General features: G+C 60.2%; 21 protein-coding genes. 5 read left to right on the top strand and 16 right to left on the bottom strand.

Going from position 1 to position 19,559, the window contains the following annotated elements; translation table 11 throughout:
• Positions 1-10 precede the first annotated feature (10 nt).
• The 10 genes from tolQ to CIB54_RS12520 form a co-directional block, all read right to left on the bottom strand.
• Positions 11-706: a protein TolQ gene (gene tolQ / locus CIB54_RS12570; RefSeq protein ID WP_015885609.1), complete on the bottom strand. Its 696-nt coding sequence runs from the start codon at positions 704-706 to the stop codon at positions 11-13.
• 1 nt (position 707) lies between these two features.
• Positions 708-1,163, bottom strand: coding sequence for a tol-pal system-associated acyl-CoA thioesterase (ybgC, locus tag CIB54_RS12565; RefSeq protein WP_065949333.1), 456 nt, complete (start codon positions 1,161-1,163; stop codon positions 708-710).
• Between the two features lie 250 nt (positions 1,164-1,413).
• Positions 1,414-2,472: a Holliday junction branch migration DNA helicase RuvB gene (gene ruvB / locus CIB54_RS12555; RefSeq protein WP_065949332.1), complete on the bottom strand. Its 1,059-nt coding sequence runs from the start codon at positions 2,470-2,472 to the stop codon at positions 1,414-1,416.
• Positions 2,473-3,084, bottom strand: a complete 612-nt coding sequence (gene ruvA, locus CIB54_RS12550) for a Holliday junction branch migration protein RuvA (RefSeq protein ID WP_003175802.1) — start codon at positions 3,082-3,084, stop codon at positions 2,473-2,475.
• Positions 3,085-3,150: 66 nt separating this feature from the next.
• Positions 3,151-3,675 (bottom strand): crossover junction endodeoxyribonuclease RuvC, encoded by a 525-nt coding sequence (ruvC, locus tag CIB54_RS12545; RefSeq protein ID WP_019821257.1) that lies wholly within the window; start codon positions 3,673-3,675, stop codon positions 3,151-3,153.
• Positions 3,676-3,831: 156 nt separating this feature from the next.
• Complete coding sequence (locus tag CIB54_RS12540) at positions 3,832-4,578, bottom strand: YebC/PmpR family DNA-binding transcriptional regulator (protein ID WP_065949331.1); 747 nt, start codon at positions 4,576-4,578, stop codon at positions 3,832-3,834.
• A 135-nt stretch (positions 4,579-4,713) separates the two neighbouring features.
• A complete protein-coding gene (gene aspS, locus CIB54_RS12535) occupies positions 4,714-6,489 on the bottom strand; it encodes an aspartate--tRNA ligase (protein ID WP_101219936.1) in 1,776 nt (591 codons plus the stop codon).
• A 108-nt stretch (positions 6,490-6,597) separates the two neighbouring features.
• Positions 6,598-6,819, bottom strand: coding sequence for an FmdB family zinc ribbon protein (locus CIB54_RS12530; RefSeq protein WP_065949329.1), 222 nt, complete (start codon positions 6,817-6,819; stop codon positions 6,598-6,600).
• Between the two features lie 172 nt (positions 6,820-6,991).
• A complete protein-coding gene (locus CIB54_RS12525; protein ID WP_065949328.1) occupies positions 6,992-7,330 on the bottom strand; it encodes a ribbon-helix-helix domain-containing protein in 339 nt (112 codons plus the stop codon).
• A 181-nt stretch (positions 7,331-7,511) separates the two neighbouring features.
• The gene (locus tag CIB54_RS12520) at positions 7,512-7,985 is read right to left on the bottom strand and encodes a Dps family protein (RefSeq protein ID WP_003193874.1); all 474 of its coding nucleotides are present in this window, start codon (positions 7,983-7,985) and stop codon (positions 7,512-7,514) included.
• Positions 7,986-8,412: 427 nt separating this feature from the next.
• Between CIB54_RS12520 and CIB54_RS27820 the strand changes: the two genes are divergently transcribed.
• Positions 8,413-9,015, top strand: a complete 603-nt coding sequence (locus CIB54_RS27820; protein WP_005790922.1) for a cold-shock protein — start codon at positions 8,413-8,415, stop codon at positions 9,013-9,015.
• Positions 9,016-9,086: 71 nt separating this feature from the next.
• Here the strand turns inward: CIB54_RS27820 and CIB54_RS12510 are convergent, their stop codons facing one another.
• Positions 9,087-9,293: a SlyX family protein gene (locus CIB54_RS12510; RefSeq protein WP_065949327.1), complete on the bottom strand. Its 207-nt coding sequence runs from the start codon at positions 9,291-9,293 to the stop codon at positions 9,087-9,089.
• Between the two features lie 3 nt (positions 9,294-9,296).
• Complete coding sequence (locus CIB54_RS12505) at positions 9,297-9,722, bottom strand: HIT domain-containing protein (RefSeq protein WP_065949326.1); 426 nt, start codon at positions 9,720-9,722, stop codon at positions 9,297-9,299.
• Positions 9,723-10,464: 742 nt separating this feature from the next.
• On the opposite strand from CIB54_RS12505, the gene CIB54_RS12500 reads away from it, so the two are divergent.
• Positions 10,465-11,745, top strand: coding sequence for an OprD family porin (locus tag CIB54_RS12500; protein ID WP_065949325.1), 1,281 nt, complete (start codon positions 10,465-10,467; stop codon positions 11,743-11,745).
• Positions 11,746-11,957: 212 nt separating this feature from the next.
• Here CIB54_RS12500 and CIB54_RS12495 read toward each other — a convergent pair whose 3' ends face one another.
• Positions 11,958-12,800 (bottom strand): mechanosensitive ion channel family protein, encoded by an 843-nt coding sequence (locus tag CIB54_RS12495; protein WP_065949324.1) that lies wholly within the window; start codon positions 12,798-12,800, stop codon positions 11,958-11,960.
• 137 nt (positions 12,801-12,937) lie between these two features.
• A complete protein-coding gene (locus CIB54_RS12490; RefSeq protein ID WP_003193880.1) occupies positions 12,938-13,423 on the bottom strand; it encodes a YajQ family cyclic di-GMP-binding protein in 486 nt (161 codons plus the stop codon).
• Positions 13,424-13,546: 123 nt separating this feature from the next.
• On the opposite strand from CIB54_RS12490, the gene CIB54_RS12485 reads away from it, so the two are divergent.
• The 3 genes from CIB54_RS12485 to CIB54_RS12475 are packed head-to-tail and all read left to right on the top strand — an operon-like array spanning position 13,547 to position 17,127.
• Entirely contained in the window at positions 13,547-14,464 is a 918-nt protein-coding gene (locus tag CIB54_RS12485) for a putative 2-dehydropantoate 2-reductase (protein ID WP_101219935.1), read from the top strand.
• A gap of 45 nt (positions 14,465-14,509) precedes the next feature.
• Positions 14,510-16,546, top strand: a complete 2,037-nt coding sequence (locus tag CIB54_RS12480) for a sensor histidine kinase (protein WP_101219992.1) — start codon at positions 14,510-14,512, stop codon at positions 16,544-16,546.
• 2 nt (positions 16,547-16,548) lie between these two features.
• On the top strand, positions 16,549-17,127 hold the full coding sequence (locus CIB54_RS12475) for a cob(I)yrinic acid a,c-diamide adenosyltransferase (protein ID WP_101219934.1): 579 nt from the start codon (positions 16,549-16,551) through the stop codon (positions 17,125-17,127).
• A gap of 118 nt (positions 17,128-17,245) precedes the next feature.
• Here CIB54_RS12475 and CIB54_RS12470 read toward each other — a convergent pair whose 3' ends face one another.
• On the bottom strand, positions 17,246-18,190 hold the full coding sequence (locus tag CIB54_RS12470) for a Nudix family hydrolase (protein WP_101219991.1): 945 nt from the start codon (positions 18,188-18,190) through the stop codon (positions 17,246-17,248).
• Between the two features lie 128 nt (positions 18,191-18,318).
• On the bottom strand, positions 18,319-19,536 hold the full coding sequence (argJ, locus tag CIB54_RS12465; protein WP_101219933.1) for a bifunctional glutamate N-acetyltransferase/amino-acid acetyltransferase ArgJ: 1,218 nt from the start codon (positions 19,534-19,536) through the stop codon (positions 18,319-18,321).
• Positions 19,537-19,559: the final 23 nt, after the last annotated feature.

Here is a 19,559-nt window from a genome sequence, read left to right as displayed (position 1 = left end):
AATTACCTGCTTATTCTTCGCTGGTGTGCACTTTACGGTGCAGGATCGCCTGGAATTCATCGGCGAAGGTGTAGTAACGGCCGATCAAGGTTTCGCTGGTGGCGGCAAAACGGTTGTAGGCGATTACTGCGGGGATAGCGGCGAACAGGCCGATCGCGGTGGCGATCAGGGCTTCGGCAATGCCCGGGGCCACGGTGGCCAGGGTCGCCTGCTGGGCCTGGGCCAGACCGCGGAAGGAGTTCATGATGCCCCATACGGTACCGAACAGGCCGATGTACGGACTGACGGAGCCGACGGTCGCCAGGAACGGCAGGCTTTGCTCCAGCTTCTCTTCTTCGCGGGAGATGGCCACGCGCATGGCGCGGGCCACGCCTTCCATCACGGCTTCCGGATCAACGCCCGGCTGCTGGCGCAGGCGCGAGAACTCCTTGAAGCCGGCGCGGAAGATTTGCTCGACGCCCGAATCCGGGTCCGGGTTGCTGCCGGCCTGGCGATACAGCTTGGACAGGTCGATACCCGACCAGAAGCGCTCCTCGAAGCTCTCCAGGGCGCGTCGACCGGCACGCAGCAAGTTGCTGCGCTGAAAAATCATGACCCAAGAGGTAACCGATGCGGCCACCAGGGTCAGCATGACCAGTTGCACCACGACACTGGCATTACTGACCAGGCTCCACATCGAGGAATGGTCGACGACGGTAGGTTCCACGCTAAATCTCCTGCTTTGATTGTTTACCCGCGCCGCTCACGGCAGCAAAGGCCGCACGTAGAGTTTCGGGAATGGCCCGAGGTTTCAAACTGTTGGTGCGTACACACGCCACCAGGAACTGCCCCTCACAGAGCAGCGTTGCATCCGTAGCCCGCCTGACCTGCTGCTTGAATCGCAGGCTGGCACGGTTCAATTCGACGACTTCAGCGCTGACCAGCAACTCATCGTCCAGTCGCGCCGGTGCGTGGTAACGCGCCTCGCTGGAATGCACGACGAATAACAGGTCCTCCCCTGCCAGCGTGGATTGGGCAAAGCCCAGCTCCCTGAGCCGCTCGGTTCGAGCCCGTTCCATGAATTTCAGGTAATTGACGTAATAAACGATGCCGCCGGCATCAGTGTCCTCGTAATAAACGCGACAGCGATGTGCGAACGACTGATCCCCGTTTTGCGCGCGCATACTCTAGTGCTTACTCCTCAGGTTGCCAATCCGGCTGGACAACTGTTTTTTCATTCCTGAAACTTTCTTCAGTGACTCAAATGACGACACCAGACACTGGGACAGCACAAAGCTCGGATAAATCACCCCACATGGCAAATACCCTGTAGGAGCGAGCTTGCTCGCGAAGGACCTGAGGCCGCCGCGCATAACCAGACACACTGCGTTATCGTTGGCGTTTTTCGCGAGCAAGCTCGCTCCTACAATTTTTTTAATCGTCCACTGCATCGAGAAATTCGTCTACCACAGGCATGTCTCCCAATCGTGACGGGATGTTTAGCCCAAAGTGCAGATAGGCATGCCGCGTCACCACCCTGCCCCGCGGCGTGCGCATGATGTAGCCCTGCTGGATCAGGTAGGGCTCCAGCACATCCTCGATGGTGTGACGCTCTTCACTGATGGCGGCAGCGAGGCTATCCACGCCCACCGGGCCGCCGTCGAACTTCTCGATCATGGTCAGGAGCAGACGCCGGTCCTGATGATCGAAGCCATGTTCGTCCACATCCAGCAGATTCAAGGCCAGGTCCGCGACCGCCTTGGTGATATGCCCCTTGGCGCGCACCTCGGCAAAATCGCGCACACGGCGCAGCAAGCGGTTGGCGATCCGTGGTGTACCGCGGGCGCGCCGGGCGATTTCGAACGCGCCTTCCGGGTCCAGCGGCAGGCCAAGGATGCTCGCCGAACGGCTGACGATGGTCGCAAGGTCTGCCGTGCTATAGAACTCAAGACGTTGAACGATGCCGAAACGGTCTCGCAGCGGGTTGGTCAACATGCCCGCGCGGGTCGTGGCACCCACCAATGTGAACGGCGGCAGGTCGAGCTTGATTGAACGGGCCGCCGGGCCTTCACCGATCATGATGTCGAGCTGGAAGTCCTCCATCGCCGGGTACAGCACTTCCTCGACGATCGGCGACAGCCGGTGGATCTCATCGATGAACAGGACGTCGTGAGGCTCCAGATTGGTCAGCAACGCGGCCAGGTCGCCAGGGCGCTCCAGCACCGGGCCGGACGTGGACTTGATCGACACGCCCATTTCCTGGGCGATGATGTTGGCCAGGGTGGTCTTACCCAGGCCCGGCGGGCCGAAGATCAGCGTGTGATCCAGCGACTCACTGCGCCCGCGTGCGGCCTGGATGAACAGCTCCATCTGCTCGCGCACGGTGGGCTGGCCGATGTAGTCGGCCAGGCTCAGGGGGCGGATGGCGCGGTCCTGGACTTCTTCACGGTCGCGCGGACCGGTGGCCGCGATCAGACGATCAGCTTCTATCACTTAAATCATTCCCTTCAGGGCTCGGCGGATCATGTCTTCACTGCTCAGGTTCTTGTCCTTGATGGCCGATACCGCCTTGCTGGCCTCCTGCGGCTTGTAGCCCAGGGAGATCAACGCACTGACCGCATCGCTTTCGGCACTGGCGACCTGGCCTGCCGGCATATCCGGCTGGTTCGGTACCAGGGCGAACATGCTCGGCACCACTTCCCAGGCCTTGAAACGGTCCTTGAGTTCCACCAGCAGGCGCTCGGCGGTTTTCTTGCCCACACCCGGCACCTTGGTCAGGGCCGAGGTGTCCTGGGCTGAAACGGCACGTACCAGTTCATCCACTTCCAGGCTCGACATCAATGCCAGGGCCAATTTCGGCCCGACGCCGTTAAGCCGAATCAGCTCGCGGAAGAAGTCGCGGTCGCGCTTGCCGATGAAACCATAGAGCAGTTGCGCGTCTTCGCGCACGACTAAATGCGTGTGCAAGGTTATCGGCTCGCCGACCGAAGGCAAGCGGTACAAGGTGGTCATGGGCACTTCAAGCTCATAACCCAATCCATTCACATCCAGAATCAGGTGCGGCGGCTGTTTCTCAGCCAGGGTGCCGCGCAAGCGTCCAATCACGGTTCAGATCCTTAAAGCTTGGGGTCAGAGCAGGCCTGACCGGAAATAACGATTGCGCTGATGCTATCAGAGACGCAGGCGTCCGCCACGACTGCGTGCCGCGCCCAAACCATGGGGCAGCAGGCTGGAGCGGGTGTGGGCGTGGCAAATGGCGATGGCCAGGGCGTCGGAGGCGTCGATCTGGGGTTTTGAGGTGAGTTTGAGCATGTGCATGACCATCATCTGCACCTGCTCTTTATTCGCCCCACCCGTACCCACGACGGCCTGCTTGACCTGGGTCGCGGTGTATTCGGCGATTTCCATGCCCTCCTCGGCCCCCGCCACGATGGCCGCACCACGCGCCTGGCCGAGCTTCAACGCCGAATCGGCATTCTTGGCCATAAAGACTTTTTCGATGCCCATGGTCACCGGACCGTAGGTCTGGATGACTTCCCGCACCCCGCGATAGACGATCTGCAGGCGTTCGGCCAATTCCCCCGCGCCGGTGCGGATGCAGCCCGAGGCGACATATACGCAGCCGCGCGGAGTCTGTTGCACCACGCCAAAACCGGTGATGCGCGAACCGGGGTCGATACCTAGGATTAAAGTCATAACGCCTGCGGATTAAATAAACATATTTTTTGATACACCGAGAACCCAATGTGGGAGGGGGCTTGCCCCCGATGGCGGTGGGTCAGTCACAAATGTGCCTACTGACACTCCCTCATCGGGGGCAAGCCCCCTCCCACATTTTGAACGACATTTTTCTCAGCCTAGCTGTTCAGCCACGGATTCCGGGATGTCGGCATTCGAATACACATTCTGCACATCATCCAGGTCTTCGAGCATGTCCAGCAGCTTCAACACCTTCTGCGCACCGTCCAGGTCAAGTTCGGCGCTGGTGGTCGGCAGCATCACGATTTCCGCATCGGTGCCCTTGAAGCCTGCGGCTTCCAGGGTATTGCGCACTGAGTAGAAGCTGGCGAACGAGGTGAATACGTCAATAGAGCCATCTTCGTGGGTGACGACGTCGTCGGCGTCCGCCTCCATCGCCGCTTCCATCAGCGCGTCTTCATCCGTGCCCGGAGCAAAGGTGATCTGCCCCTTGCGCTCGAACAGGTAGGCCACCGAACCGTCGGTCCCCAGGTTGCCGCCGCACTTGCTGAAGGCATGGCGCACCGCTGCAGCGGTACGGTTGCGGTTGTCGGTCATGCATTCGACCATCACCGCCACGCCGCCCGGGCCGTAGCCTTCATAGGTCAATTCGACCATGTCGTCGGTATCGGCCGCACCGGCACCACGGGCCACGGCGCGGTCGATGATGTCGCGGCTCATGTTGGCGCCCAGCGCCTTGTCCAGCGCCAGGCGCAGGCGCGGGTTGGAACCCGGGTCACCCCCACCCTGGCGGGCGGCGACGGTCAGTTCGCGAATCCACTTGGTGAAGATCTTGCCTTTCTTGGCATCCTGACGCTCTTTGCGGTGCTTGATGTTCGCCCACTTGGAATGGCCAGCCATAACACAACTCCGAAATTCTCTAGAAACCTATCAATCCCGCCGCCGGCGAGATTTCCCTCTTTCAAACGCAAAGGCGCATCCGAAGATGCGCCTTTTTGACTGCTTACAACCTTATCGCGCTTTCACGCAGCAGCCTTACTCAGCCTTCGGCGTCTCGCGCAGACGGATGTGCAGTTCGCGCAGTGCCTTGGCATCCACCACACCCGGGGCCTGGGTCATGACGTCCGCGGCGCTCTGGGTTTTCGGGAACGCAATCACTTCACGGATCGACTGGGCGCCGGTCATCAGCATCACCAGGCGGTCCAGGCCGAACGCCAGGCCACCGTGGGGCGGCGCACCGTATTTGAGCGCGTCGAGCAGGAAGCCGAACTTCTCTTCCTGTTCCGCTTCGTTGATGCCCAGCAGACGGAACACCGCTTGCTGCATCTCTTTGCGGTGGATACGGATCGAACCGCCACCCAACTCGGTGCCGTTGAGCACCATGTCATAGGCACGGGACAGCGCGCCGGCCGGGTTGGCTTCCAGCTCGGCCGGGGAGCACTTCGGCGCGGTGAACGGATGGTGCAAGGCGCTGAAGCTGCCGTCGTCGTTTTCTTCGAACATCGGGAAGTCGACAACCCACATCGGCGCCCATTCGCAGGTCAGCAGGCTCAGGTCGTGACCGAGCTTGATGCGCAGCGCGCCCAGGGCCTCGCTGACGATCTTGGCTTTGTCGGCACCGAAGAACACGATGTCGCCATCGACTGCACCGACGCGATCGAGGATCGCGTTGAGGTTGTCCAGCGGAATGTTTTTAACGATCGGCGATTGCAGGCCGTCAACGCCGTTGGCGCGCTCGTTGACCTTGATGTACGCCAGGCCCTTGGCACCGTAGATGCCGACGAACTTGGTGTAGTCGTCAATCTGCTTGCGCGGCATGCTCGCGCCGCCCGGCACGCGCAGGGCGGCGATGCGGCATTTCGGGTCATTGGCCGGGCCGCTGAACACCTTGAAGTCGACTTCTTTCAGCTGGTCGGCCACGTCCACCAGTTCCAGCGGGTTGCGCAGGTCCGGCTTGTCGGAACCGTAGCGGCGCATGGCTTCTTCGAAGGTCATGTGCGGGAAGTCACCGAATTCCAGGTCCAGCACTTCCTTGAACAGGTTGCGGATCATCTGTTCGGTGAGGCCCATGATCTCTTCTTCATTGAGGAAGCTGGTCTCAATGTCGATCTGGGTGAATTCAGGCTGGCGGTCGGCGCGCAGGTCTTCGTCACGGAAGCATTTGGCGATCTGGTAGTAACGGTCGAAGCCGGCCACCATCAGCAGTTGCTTGAACAATTGCGGCGATTGCGGCAGGGCGAAGAAACTGCCTGGGTGGGTACGGCTAGGCACCAGGTAGTCACGCGCGCCTTCCGGGGTGGCGCGGGTCAGGATCGGGGTTTCGACGTCGAGGAAGCCGTTCTCGTCGAGGAAGCGGCGGATGCTGGTAGTCATGCGCGAGCGCAGACGCAGCTTCTCGGCCATTTCCGGGCGACGCAGGTCCAGGAAGCGATAGCGCAGGCGAGTTTCCTCGCCAACGTCGGAATATTCGTTGAGTGGGAACGGCGGGGTTTCCGACTCGTTCAGCACTTCCAGCTCATAGCCCAGCACTTCAATGCCGCCGGACGCCATGTTCTTGTTCACCGCACCGGCCGGGCGCAGGCGCACCTTGCCGGTAATCTTCACGACGTATTCGCTGCGCACGCGGTCGGCGGCAGCGAAGCTCTCGGCGCGGTCGGGATCGAACACCACCTGGGCCAGACCATCACGATCACGGATATCGAGGAAGATCACCCCGCCGTGGTCGCGGCGACGGTGAACCCATCCGCAAAGGGTGATTTCCTGACCTTCCAGGGTCTCGTTCAATTGGCCGCAATAGTGGCTGCGCATCATGGTAGTGGTTTCACTTCTCGTAATTCGAAATTCGGTGGCAGGCCTGCCGCGCCACCGTACATTAAAGCAGGGGACGGATAATGCAGGAGCCTGCGCGTAGAGTTCAACTCAGTCTGCTTTGTCGCCGCCCGCCAGGTTCTTCTTGGCGCCGGTCTTGAAATCGGTCTCGTACCAGCCGCTGCCGCTCAGGCGGAAGCCCGGCATGGACAACATTTTTTTCAACTCAGGTGCCTGACAGGCTGGGCAATCGACCAACGGCGCGGCGCTGATCTTCTGAATGACTTCCAACTGATGACCACAGGAAGCACATTGATAGTCGTACATGGGCATGGAGATGTCTCGGCGATCAGATCGTGACTGCGCCACGCCCTGCCGTTGTGCATATAGCCCGGCATGCGCAGCAAAGCGCGGGATTATATCTGGTAAATCGAGGCAGCGCAGCCGGCTTTCTGCCCGAGGCCCGGCCCGCCAGAAGGACGGGCCGGGCCCTGGAGCCATCCAGTCACACTGCCCCGGAGGCGCCAAGGCGATCTTTCAACAGGTGAACGACGCACACCACCCGCACCAGCCCGCTGAAGTTCTTCACACCGCCATAACGCAGATGCACTTCGCGGTCGACGTAGGACAACAACGCGCTGACCGAGCAGGTATTGATCCTGGCTATTTCCGTCAGGATATTCCAATAGATCTGTTCAAGCCGCAGGCACGTGGAAAACCCATTGAGGCGCACCGACCGCGATAAGGGTTTGGCGAGCCCCATGTCGAACCCTTTAGCGAAGGGATCGACCTTTATCTTGTGAAAACCACCGGTTTCCACGCCCTTACCCACTCCACATGACATACACCTGACACTCCCTTGCCAAACAGCAGTCCATGGGTTTGTCCCATTGGACGGTAGGCCTATAAAACCGCAGGAACACAAGAGCGGCCAGAAGACGCGGGAGCTGGGATTCGTAGGACAACGCCAGGAAGTGCAGGGAAACCAGTGAGTGGCGCCCTGCAGACGCCACCCGGTTCGACGATTACTGGTTTTCGAGCAGCGAGCGCAGCATCCAGGCAGTTTTTTCGTGCACTTGCATACGCTGGGTCAACAGGTCCGCCGTCGGTTCATCGCTGACTTTGTCGAGCAACGGGAAAATGCCACGCGCGGTGCGAGTGACGGCCTCTTGGCCGGCCACCAGTTGCTTGATCATCTCTTCGGCGCTCGGCACACCCTCTTCTTCCTTGATCGAGGACAGGCGGGCATAGATCGAGTAGGCACCCGGCGCCGGGAAGCCCAGGGCACGGATCCGCTCGGCAATGGAATCCACCGCCAGCGCCAGTTCGTTGTACTGCTCCTCGAACATCAGGTGCAGCGTACGAAACATGGGACCCGTGACGTTCCAGTGGAAGTTGTGGGTCTTCAGATACAGTACATAGGTATCGGACAGCAACCGCGAAAGTCCGTCGACGATGGATTTACGGTCTTCTTCACTGATACCAATATCGATTGCCATGTTTTTCCCCTTCAATTGATGAGCATTCATTGATCAGGTGCAGGACCACTCTAGCAAGAGTGCGGGCCTCGTGCAGCCCGGCATGTCCAGGCGATGTGCGGCAAATCGCCCCGCATCGCTTGCGAGGCAGCGGCTGGCGAGCCTGTTGTCCTGTAGGAAAACGCTCGAAAGGCCGCTCAAATTACCTGCACCCGTCTAGGACAAGCCTTCGGCGCAAAAATGCCGCCGCGATTGCAACACCCCGAAATGCTTGATTTGAGTAGGCACAGCCTTTGCTGTTAAATAGGCGCCGTGTGGCTGCCGTTCATTTCTGCGGCACGCCTCATAGGCTGATACCCGCGCACGTGCTCAACGCCTCCCATTGTTCAGAAGCGAACCGTGCCAGTCAGCTCTTCCTTGTGATCCGTCTTAACGTGAGTTAATCAAAATGTTGAAAATCGTCCACCTGCTAACGGGCGTTGCAGCTTTGCTGCTGTCCTTTATCCCGAGCCTGCAGCCTGAAAGCCTGCCCTACCTGCAACAACACGACGCTCTATACCTGGCCTTGTTCGGCCTTCTCAACCTGACACTGGCACCGGTAATTCCTTACTGGAACAAAGGCACGCGTCATCAACTGCAAAACCTGGTCAGCGCGCTGCTGGTACTGACCGTTGTCGTTCAAACCCTCACCCTGCTGGCACCCATGCCTGAAGTGGGCGGCCACCCGGCCATCCTGCTCAGCCTGGTGATTGCGGTGGTCGCCATCGTTCTTCACCTGGCCATCAGCTTCTACCGTTCGTCCCCAGCGGCCGCGTCGCAAAATTACGACATGACCAACCGGGATACCGGGACCGTCAAGTGGTTCAATACCTCCAAAGGCTTCGGCTTCATTTCGCGCGACTCGGGCGACGATATCTTCGTCCACTTCCGGGCTATCCGCGGTGAAGGCCACCGCGTCCTGGTCGAAGGCCAGCGCGTGGAGTTCTCGGTAATGAACCGCGACAAAGGCCTGCAAGCTGAAGATGTAATCGCTGCCCTGCCGCGTCGCTGATTCCAGCCTGCGCTGCAAAAAAAACCGCGATCCGGCGTTGGCTGGATCGCGGTTTTTTATTGCGCGCTCATTCAATAGTGCGGCGGCGGTGCTTCTTCTTCCGAGGTTTCAAACTGGCCGCCCATCTCTTCCTGGCGCTTGAGCAACGCGATCATCTGCAATTGCAGGCGCTCCACAGCTTGCTGTTGGGCGACCAGAATGTCATTGAGGGTTTCGATGGTGTCGTCCTGGAAGGCCAGGCGGCTTTCCAGATCGGTGACGCGTTCTTGCAGGTCCATGGTTCAGTCCTGGGTAAAAATGAAGTCGGCGGGCAGTAATTCACGCAATCGACTGCGGATCGCCACCACTTGCTCCGCGCTGTAGGGACGGGCCGGATGCTTGCCCCACACCGGCGCCGGCCAGGCTGCGTCATCGCGCTTGCGCACGATCACATGCACATGCAACTGGCTGACGACGTTGCCCAGCGCGCCGATGTTCATCTTGTCGGCGGCCAGGCCTTCGTTCAGCAGCTGTGCGAGGCTCGTCGTTTCCTGCCACATCGTCTGTTGATCGGCGACATCCAGCTGAAACACTTCGCTGATACCGTTGACACGCGGTACCAGGATGAACCAGGGGTAATTCGCATCATTGGAGAGCAGCAGGCGGCAAAGCGGAAAGTCCCCGATGGCCAATGTGTCTTGTTGCAGGCGTTGATCTAAAGCGAACACGTAGGCACTCCGTTCGGCAGGTCAATTCAGGCGCCCAGCATAACGCCGAATGCTCACGGCTTCACGGTGAATGCGCAGGAAGCCTTGAGGCAAATGGATCGCCTGCACGCACCCTTTCGAGGCAGCGGGACACTTGAACCACCCTAACTCGGGCTTCGAAGGGATGCACCAAAATGACCCAGCCGTGCCTCAAAGAGGTCCAGCACCTACCCACTTGGAGGGTCAATAGGTAACGTTTTGCTCAGGCGCGGGTTTGGTAGCCCACCAAAAGGGGGTAACACCCGCGCGCCAAGCGAGAACCAAACGGTTTAAAAAGCCCGTGCTTATGCGGTTTTTACATTCCCGTAACGTTTTTCACGAAAAAATGACATTCGGTCAGTGCTTTGTGCACGCTTGTTGCATTCACCTCACTATCGTCGGCAACGACACTGGGTGGATGCCAGGGTTTCGCGATAGGAAACAATAGCGTTTCAATGTGTACCAGGGATGAGTTTCAAACTTTTAACCCGTTTGAAGAGAACATTGAAGTTGTCAGCCGGGTGATAGCCGGGCTGTGATTTGCGACACGGAGCTAGCAATTTACGACAGCCTCGTAAAGAAGCTGAAAGGATAGTTGAGTCAGTATCGTCAATAGAGCCGGCGTGAGATAACTTTGCGCCGACACAAATAAAGAAAGAGCCGCCCAGATAAAAATACAGGTGGGACGGCAGTACTCTTCCTAAAACCAAAGGAGCAAATCACGATGCGCGTGATGAAGTGGAGCATGATCGCCCTGGCTGTTTCAGCAGGCACCTCGCAGTTCGCAATGGCGTCCGCCCAGGACGATTCCAAGGGCTTTGTTGAAGACAGCACTTTCAGCATCAATACTCGCGCTCTGTACTTCAGCCGCGACTTCCGTAACAACCCGTCGGGCCCGGGCTCCAAGAGCCGTGCCGAAGAAACCGGCCTGGGCTTCAACGCCTTGTACGAATCGGGCTTCACCCAGGGCACCGTGGGTGTCGGTGTCGACGTGATCGGCCTGATGGGCCTCAAGCTCGACAGCGGCAAGGGCCGCGCCGGCACCGGCCTGTTCCCCACCGGTTCCGACGGTCGCTCGCAAGACGAATATTCCAAAGGCGGCGGCGCGGTCAAGTTCCGTATCTCCAATACCGTGCTTAAAATCGGTGACCAGTACACTACGGCACCGGTCTTCGCCTCCGATGACAGCCGTCTGCTGCCCGAGCTGCCACAGGGCATCTCGATCACCAGCAACGAAATCAAGGGCCTGAAGCTCGAAGGCGGTCACTTCACTTCCAGCGTCGCGCAGAGCCAGACCTACCACGACAGCCTGGGCCTGACGAAGACCGACTTTGTCGGCGGCGTCTATGCCTTCACGCCTGAAGTCACCGGTAGCCTGTACTACGCGAAAACCGAAGATTACTTCCGCAAGTACTACAGCAACCTGAACTGGACCCACGCCCTGAGCGATGACCAGTCGTTCGCGCTGGACTTCAACATCTACGACACCAAGAGCGATGGTGCCGGCCTGCAACGCGCCGAGAAAGATGGCGTGACCAAGCTCGACAACCGCGCATTCAGCTTGCAGGGCGCGTACACCATCGGCGCTCACACCTTTACCCTGGCTGCGCAGAAGGTTACCGGCGACGGCGACTACGGCTATGGCGTAGATGGCGGCGGCACCGTGTTCCTGGCCAACTCCATCGCCCGTTCCGACTTCAACGCCGAAGGCGAGAAGTCCTACCAGGCGCGTTACGACATCAACATGGCGACCTTCGGCATTCCCGGCCTGAGCTTCATGACCCGTTACGTCACCGGTAGCGGCGCCAACACGGCCACCACCAGCAACGGTAAAGAGTGGGAACGTGACATCGAAGCCAAGTACGTGATCCAGAGCGGCCCGGCTAAAAACCTCAGCCTGCGTCTGCGTCAAGCAACCTATCGTTCCGGTGACGGCGTTTACTACGGTTCGCCTTCGATCGACGAACTGCGTCTGATCGCGAACTACCCGCTGAACATCCTGTAATCGCGCAAGCCGTTACAACGATGACTTGAGGTTTCGACCTTGAATAAAAAGCCGCTCCCCTATTACAAGGGAGCGGCTTTTTTATGGCAGTTATATTTCAACGGACAAGTAACTAGCAAGCTAAGTAACTATTCAGTCAAGCCATCCAATAACGCTATTCCCCTGTTGCGTTTAAGCTGACCCATCGGCCAACTTAAATGCGGCACTGCTTATCACTTCGCCGGGGCTTCCTGCATCACGCGAATAACGCGCTGCGGGAACGGAATATCAATGTTCGCCGCTTTCAAACGGTCGCGCGCCAGTTCATTGAGCATGAACACAACATCCCAGTAATCCGCAGTTTTGGTCCAGCAACGCAGCGAAACGGTGATGGAGCTATCGCCCAGGGTCGATACCACTGCAGCGGGGGCCGGGTCGGCCAGTACGCGCGGGTCTTTGGCCAGTTCCAGCAACACTTCACGGGCTTTCTGCAGGTCAGCCTCGTAGTCCACGCCTACATCGAACACCACCTTGCGAGTCGGCTGGCGGTTGGTGTTGGTGATGATGCCGTTGGACAGGATGCCGTTCGGCACGATTACGGTCTTGTTGTCGCCGGTACGCAGCACCGTGTGGAAAATCTGGATACTGTCCACGGTCCCCGAGGTGCCCTGGGCTTCGATCCAGTCACCGATGCGAAACGGGCGGAACAGCAGAATCAGCACGCCGCCGGCGAAGTTGGCCAGGCTGCCTTGCAATGCCAGGCCGATAGCCAGGGTGGCCGCACCGATGGCGGCGACGAACGAGGTGGTTGCCACGCCGATCATCGATGCCACGCTGACGATCAGCATGACTTTCAGCGCGATGTTCGCAAGGCTGGTGATGAAGTGCTGCAGCGCCAGGTCGGCGTTACGCAGCGCCAGCAGGCGCCCTACGCGGTGGGTAAACACGTTGATCAACCACCAACCGATGGCCAGGGTGATAACGGCCAGCAGTACCCGGCTGCCATATTCCATGATCATCGGGATCCAGGACTGCGAGGTCTTGATCAAGTGATCCACTTCTGCGTTTAAATCCATGTAGCTTCTCCTGTCTTAGCGGATATGCGGCTTGATTGACTGCCTGAAAACGCAATTGAGCCCCGTAGGGCTCAATTGTAGGCGCCGATTCTGCGCCGTGGGACGTCAAAAACGCCCACAGGTTCCCCAAACTGCCATCAGTCGCGGAAGTTATTGAACTGCAGCGGCATGTCGAAGGTCTTGGCGCGCAGGGCCGCAATGGCCTCTTGCAGGTCATCACGCTTCTTGCCGGTGACACGTACCTGCTCGCCCTGGATGGCAGCCTGGACCTTCAGCTTGGCATCCTTGATGTGCGCGACGATCTTCTTCGCCAGTTCCTTGTCGATGCCTTCCTTGAGCACGGCTTCCTGCTTCATCAGCTTGCCGGAAGCGTAAGCGTCCTTGACTTCAAGGCACTGCACGTCGATCTTGCGCTTGACCAGGGCCAGCTTGAGGATTTCGATCATCGCTTCCAGCTGGAAATCGGCTTCAGCGGTCAGGTTGACGGTCAGTTCCTTTTCCTTGAATTCGAAGCTGCCCTTGCCTTTCAAGTCATAGCGACGGTCCAGTTCCTTGACGGCGTTTTCGACGGCGTTGGTGACTTCGTGTTTGTCCAGTTCGGATACCACGTCGAACGAAGGCATGTCATTTCTCCAATATAAGGGGCGGGCTCAGTAGAGATGGAGCGTGCCCGAGCTAAAATGCCGGGGCATTATAGCGGTTCTTTCGCCGCGTTCACCGCTGGCGACCCTAAGGAGCACACACTGATGGCGACCACCTGGCATATTCTCGGCGCCGGTAGCCTGGGCACCCTCTGGGCCACGCGGTTGGCGCGGGCGGGTGTGCCGGTGCGGCTTATCCTGCGCGATCAGGCGCGCCTGGCCAGCTATGCGTCGGGGGCGGGCCTGACCCTGGTTGAACAAGGCATTGCGCACACCTACCGGGTCACCGGCGAAACGCCCGACAGTCCCGAACCAATCCATCGCCTGCTGGTGGCGTGCAAAGCCTACGATGCCCAAAGCGCCGTCGCACAGGTGCAACATCGCCTGGTGCCCGACGCGGAACTGATCCTGCTGCAAAACGGCCTCGGCAGCCAGGATGCGGTGGCCGCGCAGTTGCCGCAGGCGCGTTGCATCTTTGCCTCCAGCACCGAAGGCGCGTTCCGCGATGGCGAGTGGCGCGTGGTATTTGCCGGCCACGGCTACACCTGGCTGGGGGACACGGCGCACCCCACCGCGCCGCACTGGCTGGCGGACTTGCAGGCCGCTGCCATTCCCCATGAATGGAGCGCCGATATCCTTACGCGACTGTGGCGCAAGCTGGCGCTCAATTGCGCGATCAACCCGCTGACCGTGCTTTACCAGTGCCGCAACGGAGGCCTGCAGGCTCATCAATGCGAAGTCGCCACCTTGTGCGCCGAATTGACCGAACTGCTGGAGTGGTGCGGCCAGCCTGCGGCTGCGCAGGATTTGCACAGTGAAGTGCAGCGGGTGATCCAGGCCACTGCGGCCAACTACTCGTCCATGTACCAGGACGTGGCCAACGCGCGGCGTACCGAAATCAGCTACTTACTGGGCTACGCCTGCCAGGCGGCCGCCCGCCATCGACGGGTGCTGCCGCATCTGCAGCAGGTGCAGGCGCGTTTGATCGAGCACTTGGTTGCACGCCGATTGCCCCGCGACTGAGGCACGCGCTACCCTGCCTTATATCTATTGCCTGCGAAAAACCTGATGCCACTGCGCCAGCGTCTTGAAAACTTACCGGTAGGGCAGAAATTGCTGGCCGCCCTGCTGGTACTGCTGACCACCGTATTACTGGTGGCCAACCTGACCTTTATCAGCGCCGCCTACTGGATCTCCCAGGAAAGCATGGCGCCCCAGGCCTTGCAGGCCATCGGTCGACTGGTGTCCAACCCGGCACTCGCCGCCGAAGCCCTTCAATCCCCGGCCAAGGCCAACGCGCTGCTCAATGAACTGACCAGCTATTCACCGTTGCGCGCCGCCGCTCTGTACGACGGCGAGGGCAATCGTCTGGCGCAGATGCAGCACGGCGACCGCCTGCACCTGCCCGACAACTATCGACATATCGAGGCCTGGCGCATCACCGAGTTTCGCAGCAATCAGGTCATCAGCCTGCCCCGCGCCGGCCAGCCGTCAGGGCATTTGCTGCTGGTGGCCAGCAGTGAGCTACCGGTGGCGTTCTATACCGGCACCCTGACCGCGAGCCTGGGCATCCTGATTTTCAGCGTCTTGCTGTGGCTGGTGATTGCCCGGCAGATCAAACGCCTGATCACCCGCCCCATCCATGAGCTCGAAGAACTGTCACGCCAGGTGACGCGCGAAGAGAACTACGCCCTGCGCGCAGGCCCCGGCAACCATGACGAAATCGGCAGCCTGGCGGAAGCGTTCAATACCATGCTGTCGCGCATCGAGGCCCGTGAACAACAGCTCAAACGTGCACGGGATGATTCCCAGGCCGCCTACGACCAGGCCCAGGGCCTGGCTGAAGAGACCCGCCATACCAACCGCAAGCTGGAACTGGAAGTCCAGGTGCGCAGCAAAATCGAGAAAAAGCTCACCGGTTTTCAGAATTACCTGAACAGCATTATCGACTCAATGCCTTCGGCGCTGATTGCCCTGGACGAACAGCTCTACGTCACTCAGTGGAATCAGGAAGCCACTGCGCTTTCCGGCACGCGCCTGGATGAAGCGCTCAATCAGCCGATTTTCCTCGCATTCCAACCGCTCAAGCCGTACCTGCCGCAGATCAAGGCCACGGTGGAACAGCACACGGTGGAGCGGATCGAGCGGGTCACCTGGGTCAAGGACGACGAGCCAAAGCATTACGCCCTGACGTTCTACCCGTTGATGGGCGGTGCCGGGCGTGGCGTGGTGATCCGCATCGACGACATCACCCAGCGCCTGTCCCTGGAAGAAATGATGGTGCAATCGGAAAAAATGCTGTCGGTGGGCGGCCTGGCTGCCGGCATGGCCCATGAAATCAACAACCCGTTGGGCGCGATCCTGCACAACGTGCAAAACATCCGGCGCCGCCTGTCACCCGACCTGCCCAGGAACCTGGAACACGCCGAACAGGCAGGTATCGAACTGGAAACGGTCAACCGTTACCTGCAAGCGCGCGAAGTCCCGCAATTACTCGACGGCATTCAACAGGCGGGGGCGCGTGCAGCGAAAATCGTCACGCACATGCTCAGCTTCAGCCGGCGCAGCAATCGGCAAATGGCCCCCTGCGACCTGCCGGCCCTGATCGACCAGGCCGTGGAGATCGCCGGTAACGATTTCGACCTGGCCATCGGTTTTGACTTCAAGGGCCAGGCGATCATCCGCCAATTCGACCCGCAACTGGGCCCGGCGCCCGGCACGGCCAACGAACTGGAGCAAGTGCTGCTCAACCTGCTGAAAAACGCCGCCCAGGCGATTCACTTGCGTGAAGACGACAGCGAACCGGGGCGCATCATCCTGCGCACCCGCCTCAACCCGCCCTGGGCCGAGATCCAGGTGGAAGACAATGGCATCGGCATGAGCGAAAACGTGCGCAAACGCACCTTCGAGCCGTTCTTCACCACCAAGGAAATAGGCCAGGGCACCGGGCTTGGGCTGTCGGTGTCGTATTTCATCATTACCAATAACCACAAGGGCCAGATGGAAGTGCACTCAACCCTTGGCCAAGGCACGTGTTTCACCTTGCGCCTGCCGCTGGCCGGCAGCCAATTATCCCCTGCTGAACTCACCCAACTGGAGCAATGACCATGGGCTTTCGCCTGTCGAAGATTTACACCCGCACCGGCGACCAGGGCGAAACCGGCCTCGGCGACGGCCGCCGCGTGCCCAAGGATCACCCCAGGGTGGAGGCCATTGGCGAGGTGGATACGCTGAACAGTCAGCTGGGGTTGCTCTTGGCCAACCTGGAAGAACAGAGCGGCAAGCACCCCGAATTGAATGATGTCATTGAAGTGCTCACGCCCTGTCAGCATCGATTGTTCGACCTCGGCGGCGAACTGGCGATGCCGGCGTACAAAGCGTTGACTGCAGCGGAAGTGGATCGGCTGGGAGCGGCCATTGATCGGTGGAACGAAGAGGTGGGGCCGCTGGAGAACTTCATCCTGCCCGGCGGTTCAGCACTGATCGCCCAGGCACATGTGTGCCGCAGCCTGGCGCGCAGTGCCGAACGTCGCTGTCAGCATTTGAATGCGGTGGAACCGTTGGAGGGGGTGGGGTTGGCGTATATCAATCGGTTGTCGGACTTGCTGTTCGTGGCGGCCAGGGTGATTGCCAGGCGCCAGGGGGTTGCTGAAGTGTTGTGGCAGGCGGCGGCCAAGCCACACTGATATTTTTCCGGTGTCTGGCAGGGCCTCATCGGGGGCAAGCCCCCTCGCACATTTTGAAAGTGTTCACAAATCAAGTGTGGGAGGGGGCTTGCCCCCGATAGCGCCCGTCAAAGCAACATCAATCCCCCGGCCAAAACGCCCGAATCCCCGCCACACCCTGCGCCCCAACCTCCCACGCCTGCTCCCGCTGCGCAGGCCCAACGCCGCCCAATAGAAACACCGGCTTGCTGAACCCACGGATCAGCTCGGCCGCCTGCTCCCAACCCAACGGCTGGGCCTCGGGATGGGTTTGAGTCGGCTGAACCGGTGACAGCGTGACGAAATCCACGTCCATCAATTCTGCCAGCGCCAGCTCCTGCGCATTGTGGCAAGAAGCCGCCAGCCAACGATCCTTAGGCAGCGGACGGCCCTTGCTCGCATATTTGCGTAATTGCGCCGAGGTCATGTGCCAGCCAGCTGCGGGAAAATCCCCCAGCCATTCGAACGGCCCCTTGATCATCAATTGCGCCTTGCCGGCACACAGGCCCACCGCATCCACCGCCAGATCACGGTATTTGGGGTCGTAGCCGTTGGGCGCGCGCAGTTGAATCAGCTTGATGCCACCTGCAACAGCCTTCTGGATGCCACGTAACAGGGTCGGGGTTTCCAGCTCGCCAGGGGTGATCAGGTATTCGGCGGGCAGGCGCGCAGCGGCGACAATCGGCGCATTCGCCGCCGGGAACGCATAGTTGACGAGGTCCCGTGGCGTCACCCATTCCAACGGCTGCCCTTCAGCGCCGTGGGGCTCGCCGGTGAAGGCCGAGACCTCCCAGACATCCAGCAGCACCTGCTTGTCCGGGTAGTCGTGTTGCACCTGGATCAACGGCCGCGCCGTGGTGACCTGGATGCCCAGTTCTTCCTGCAATTCGCGGGACAAGGCCGTGGCGACCGACTCATCAGCCTCCACCTTGCCGCCGGGAAACTCCCAGAGGCCGCCTTGATGCTGAGTATCGGCGCGGCGTGCCAGCAGGATCCTGCCATCGACACCGCGGATCACCGCTGCTGCTACATGCACTCGTTTCACCGCCACTGCTCCCTCTCGTTATAACCCTTGTAGGCGCGAGCTTGCTTGCGAAGAACGCCAACCATAACGCGTACAGCCTGGATAACGCGGTGGCGTTGAGTTTTTCGCGAGCAAGCTCGCTCCTACTTTCAGGTGCGATATTCCGCGTTGATCTTCACGTATTCGTGGGACAGGTCCGTGGTCCAGATGGTTTCGCTGCACTCGCCGCGACCCAGCTCGATGCGGATGGTGATTTCTTCCTGCTGCATCACTGCCGAGCCCTGGGCTTCGGTATAGGTTTCAGCGCGGGCGCCACGGCTGGCAATGCACACGTCGCCGAGGAACACGTCGATCTTGCTCACATCCAGGTCAGGCACACCGGCACGACCAACGGCCGCGAGGATGCGGCCCCAGTTCGGGTCGGACGCGAACAAGGCGGTCTTGATCAGCGGCGAGTGCGCCACGGTGTAACCCACGTCCAGGCATTCCTGATGGTTGCCGCCGCCGTTGACTTCAACGGTGACGAACTTGGTCGCGCCCTCGCCGTCCCGCACGATGGCCTGGGCCACGTCCATGCACACTTCGAATACCGCCTGCTTCAACGCCGCAAACAGCGGGCCTTCGGTGGAGGTGATTTCGGGCAGGTTGGCCTGGCCGGTGGCGATCAGCATGCAGCAGTCGTTGGTGGAGGTGTCACCGTCGATGGTAATGCGGTTGAACGACTTGTTGGCGCCGTCCAGCATCAGGCGCTGCAACACCTCACGGGAAACTTTGGCATCGGTGGCGATATAACCGAGCATGGTGGCCATGTTCGGACGGATCATGCCCGCGCCCTTGCTGATACCGGTCACGGTCACGGTCACGCCGTCGTGCACGAACTGACGGCTCGCGCCTTTGGGCAAGGTGTCGGTGGTCATGATGCCGGTGGCCGCCGCCGCCCAGTTATCCACAGACAGGTCATCCAGCGCGGCTTGCAGGGCGCCTTCGATTTTCTCCACCGGCAGCGGCTCACCGATCACGCCGGTGGAATACGGCAGCACCTGGCTGGCGTCTACACCGGTCAACTGAGCCAGCTTGGCGCAGGTGCGCGCAGCAGCGACCAGGCCAGGCTCACCGGTACCGGCATTGGCATTACCCGTGTTGGTCAGCAGGTAACGAATCGACCCGGCCACACGTTGCTTGGCCAGGATTACCGGCGCCGCGCAAAAGGCGTTGAGGGTGAACACACCGGCGACGGTCGAGCCTTCGGCACAACGCATCACCACCACATCCTTGCGCCCTGGACGCTTGATACCGGCCGAAGCGATGCCGAGTTCAAAACCGGCGACCGGGTGCAATGTGGGCAAAGGACCAAGACCAACAGCCATGTATGCGCTCCTTGAGAGAGAGG

The sequence above is a fragment of the Pseudomonas fluorescens genome (assembly GCF_002837185.1).
Taxonomy (GTDB): Bacteria; Pseudomonadota; Gammaproteobacteria; order Pseudomonadales; family Pseudomonadaceae; genus Aquipseudomonas; species Aquipseudomonas fluorescens_AM.
The sequence above is the reverse complement of the archived record's forward strand: the minus strand, read 5'-3'. Positions and strand labels throughout refer to the sequence as shown.

Excerpts from the sequence above, each read along its gene's own strand:
- argJ (WP_101219933.1), bottom strand. The coding sequence starts at position 19,536 with ATGGCTGTTGGTCTTGGTCCTTTGCCCACATTGCACCCGGTCGCCGGT.
- CIB54_RS12520 (WP_003193874.1), bottom strand. The coding sequence starts at position 7,985 with ATGGCAATCGATATTGGTATCAGTGAAGAAGACCGTAAATCCATCGTC.
- ybgC (WP_065949333.1), bottom strand. The coding sequence starts at position 1,163 with ATGCGCGCGCAAAACGGGGATCAGTCGTTCGCACATCGCTGTCGCGTT.
- CIB54_RS12475 (WP_101219934.1), top strand. The coding sequence starts at position 16,549 with ATGGGCTTTCGCCTGTCGAAGATTTACACCCGCACCGGCGACCAGGGC.
- CIB54_RS12485 (WP_101219935.1), top strand. The coding sequence starts at position 13,547 with ATGGCGACCACCTGGCATATTCTCGGCGCCGGTAGCCTGGGCACCCTC.
- CIB54_RS12525 (WP_065949328.1), bottom strand. The coding sequence starts at position 7,330 with ATGTCATGTGGAGTGGGTAAGGGCGTGGAAACCGGTGGTTTTCACAAG.
- CIB54_RS12530 (WP_065949329.1), bottom strand. The coding sequence starts at position 6,819 with ATGCCCATGTACGACTATCAATGTGCTTCCTGTGGTCATCAGTTGGAA.
- CIB54_RS12495 (WP_065949324.1), bottom strand. The coding sequence starts at position 12,800 with ATGGATTTAAACGCAGAAGTGGATCACTTGATCAAGACCTCGCAGTCC.
- CIB54_RS12490 (WP_003193880.1), bottom strand. The coding sequence starts at position 13,423 with ATGCCTTCGTTCGACGTGGTATCCGAACTGGACAAACACGAAGTCACC.
- CIB54_RS27820 (WP_005790922.1), top strand. The coding sequence starts at position 8,413 with ATGTTGAAAATCGTCCACCTGCTAACGGGCGTTGCAGCTTTGCTGCTG.
- CIB54_RS12540 (WP_065949331.1), bottom strand. The coding sequence starts at position 4,578 with ATGGCTGGCCATTCCAAGTGGGCGAACATCAAGCACCGCAAAGAGCGT.
- CIB54_RS12500 (WP_065949325.1), top strand. The coding sequence starts at position 10,465 with ATGCGCGTGATGAAGTGGAGCATGATCGCCCTGGCTGTTTCAGCAGGC.
- CIB54_RS12510 (WP_065949327.1), bottom strand. The coding sequence starts at position 9,293 with ATGGACCTGCAAGAACGCGTCACCGATCTGGAAAGCCGCCTGGCCTTC.
- aspS (WP_101219936.1), bottom strand. The coding sequence starts at position 6,489 with ATGATGCGCAGCCACTATTGCGGCCAATTGAACGAGACCCTGGAAGGT.
- ruvC (WP_019821257.1), bottom strand. The coding sequence starts at position 3,675 with ATGACTTTAATCCTAGGTATCGACCCCGGTTCGCGCATCACCGGTTTT.
- CIB54_RS12480 (WP_101219992.1), top strand. The coding sequence starts at position 14,510 with ATGCCACTGCGCCAGCGTCTTGAAAACTTACCGGTAGGGCAGAAATTG.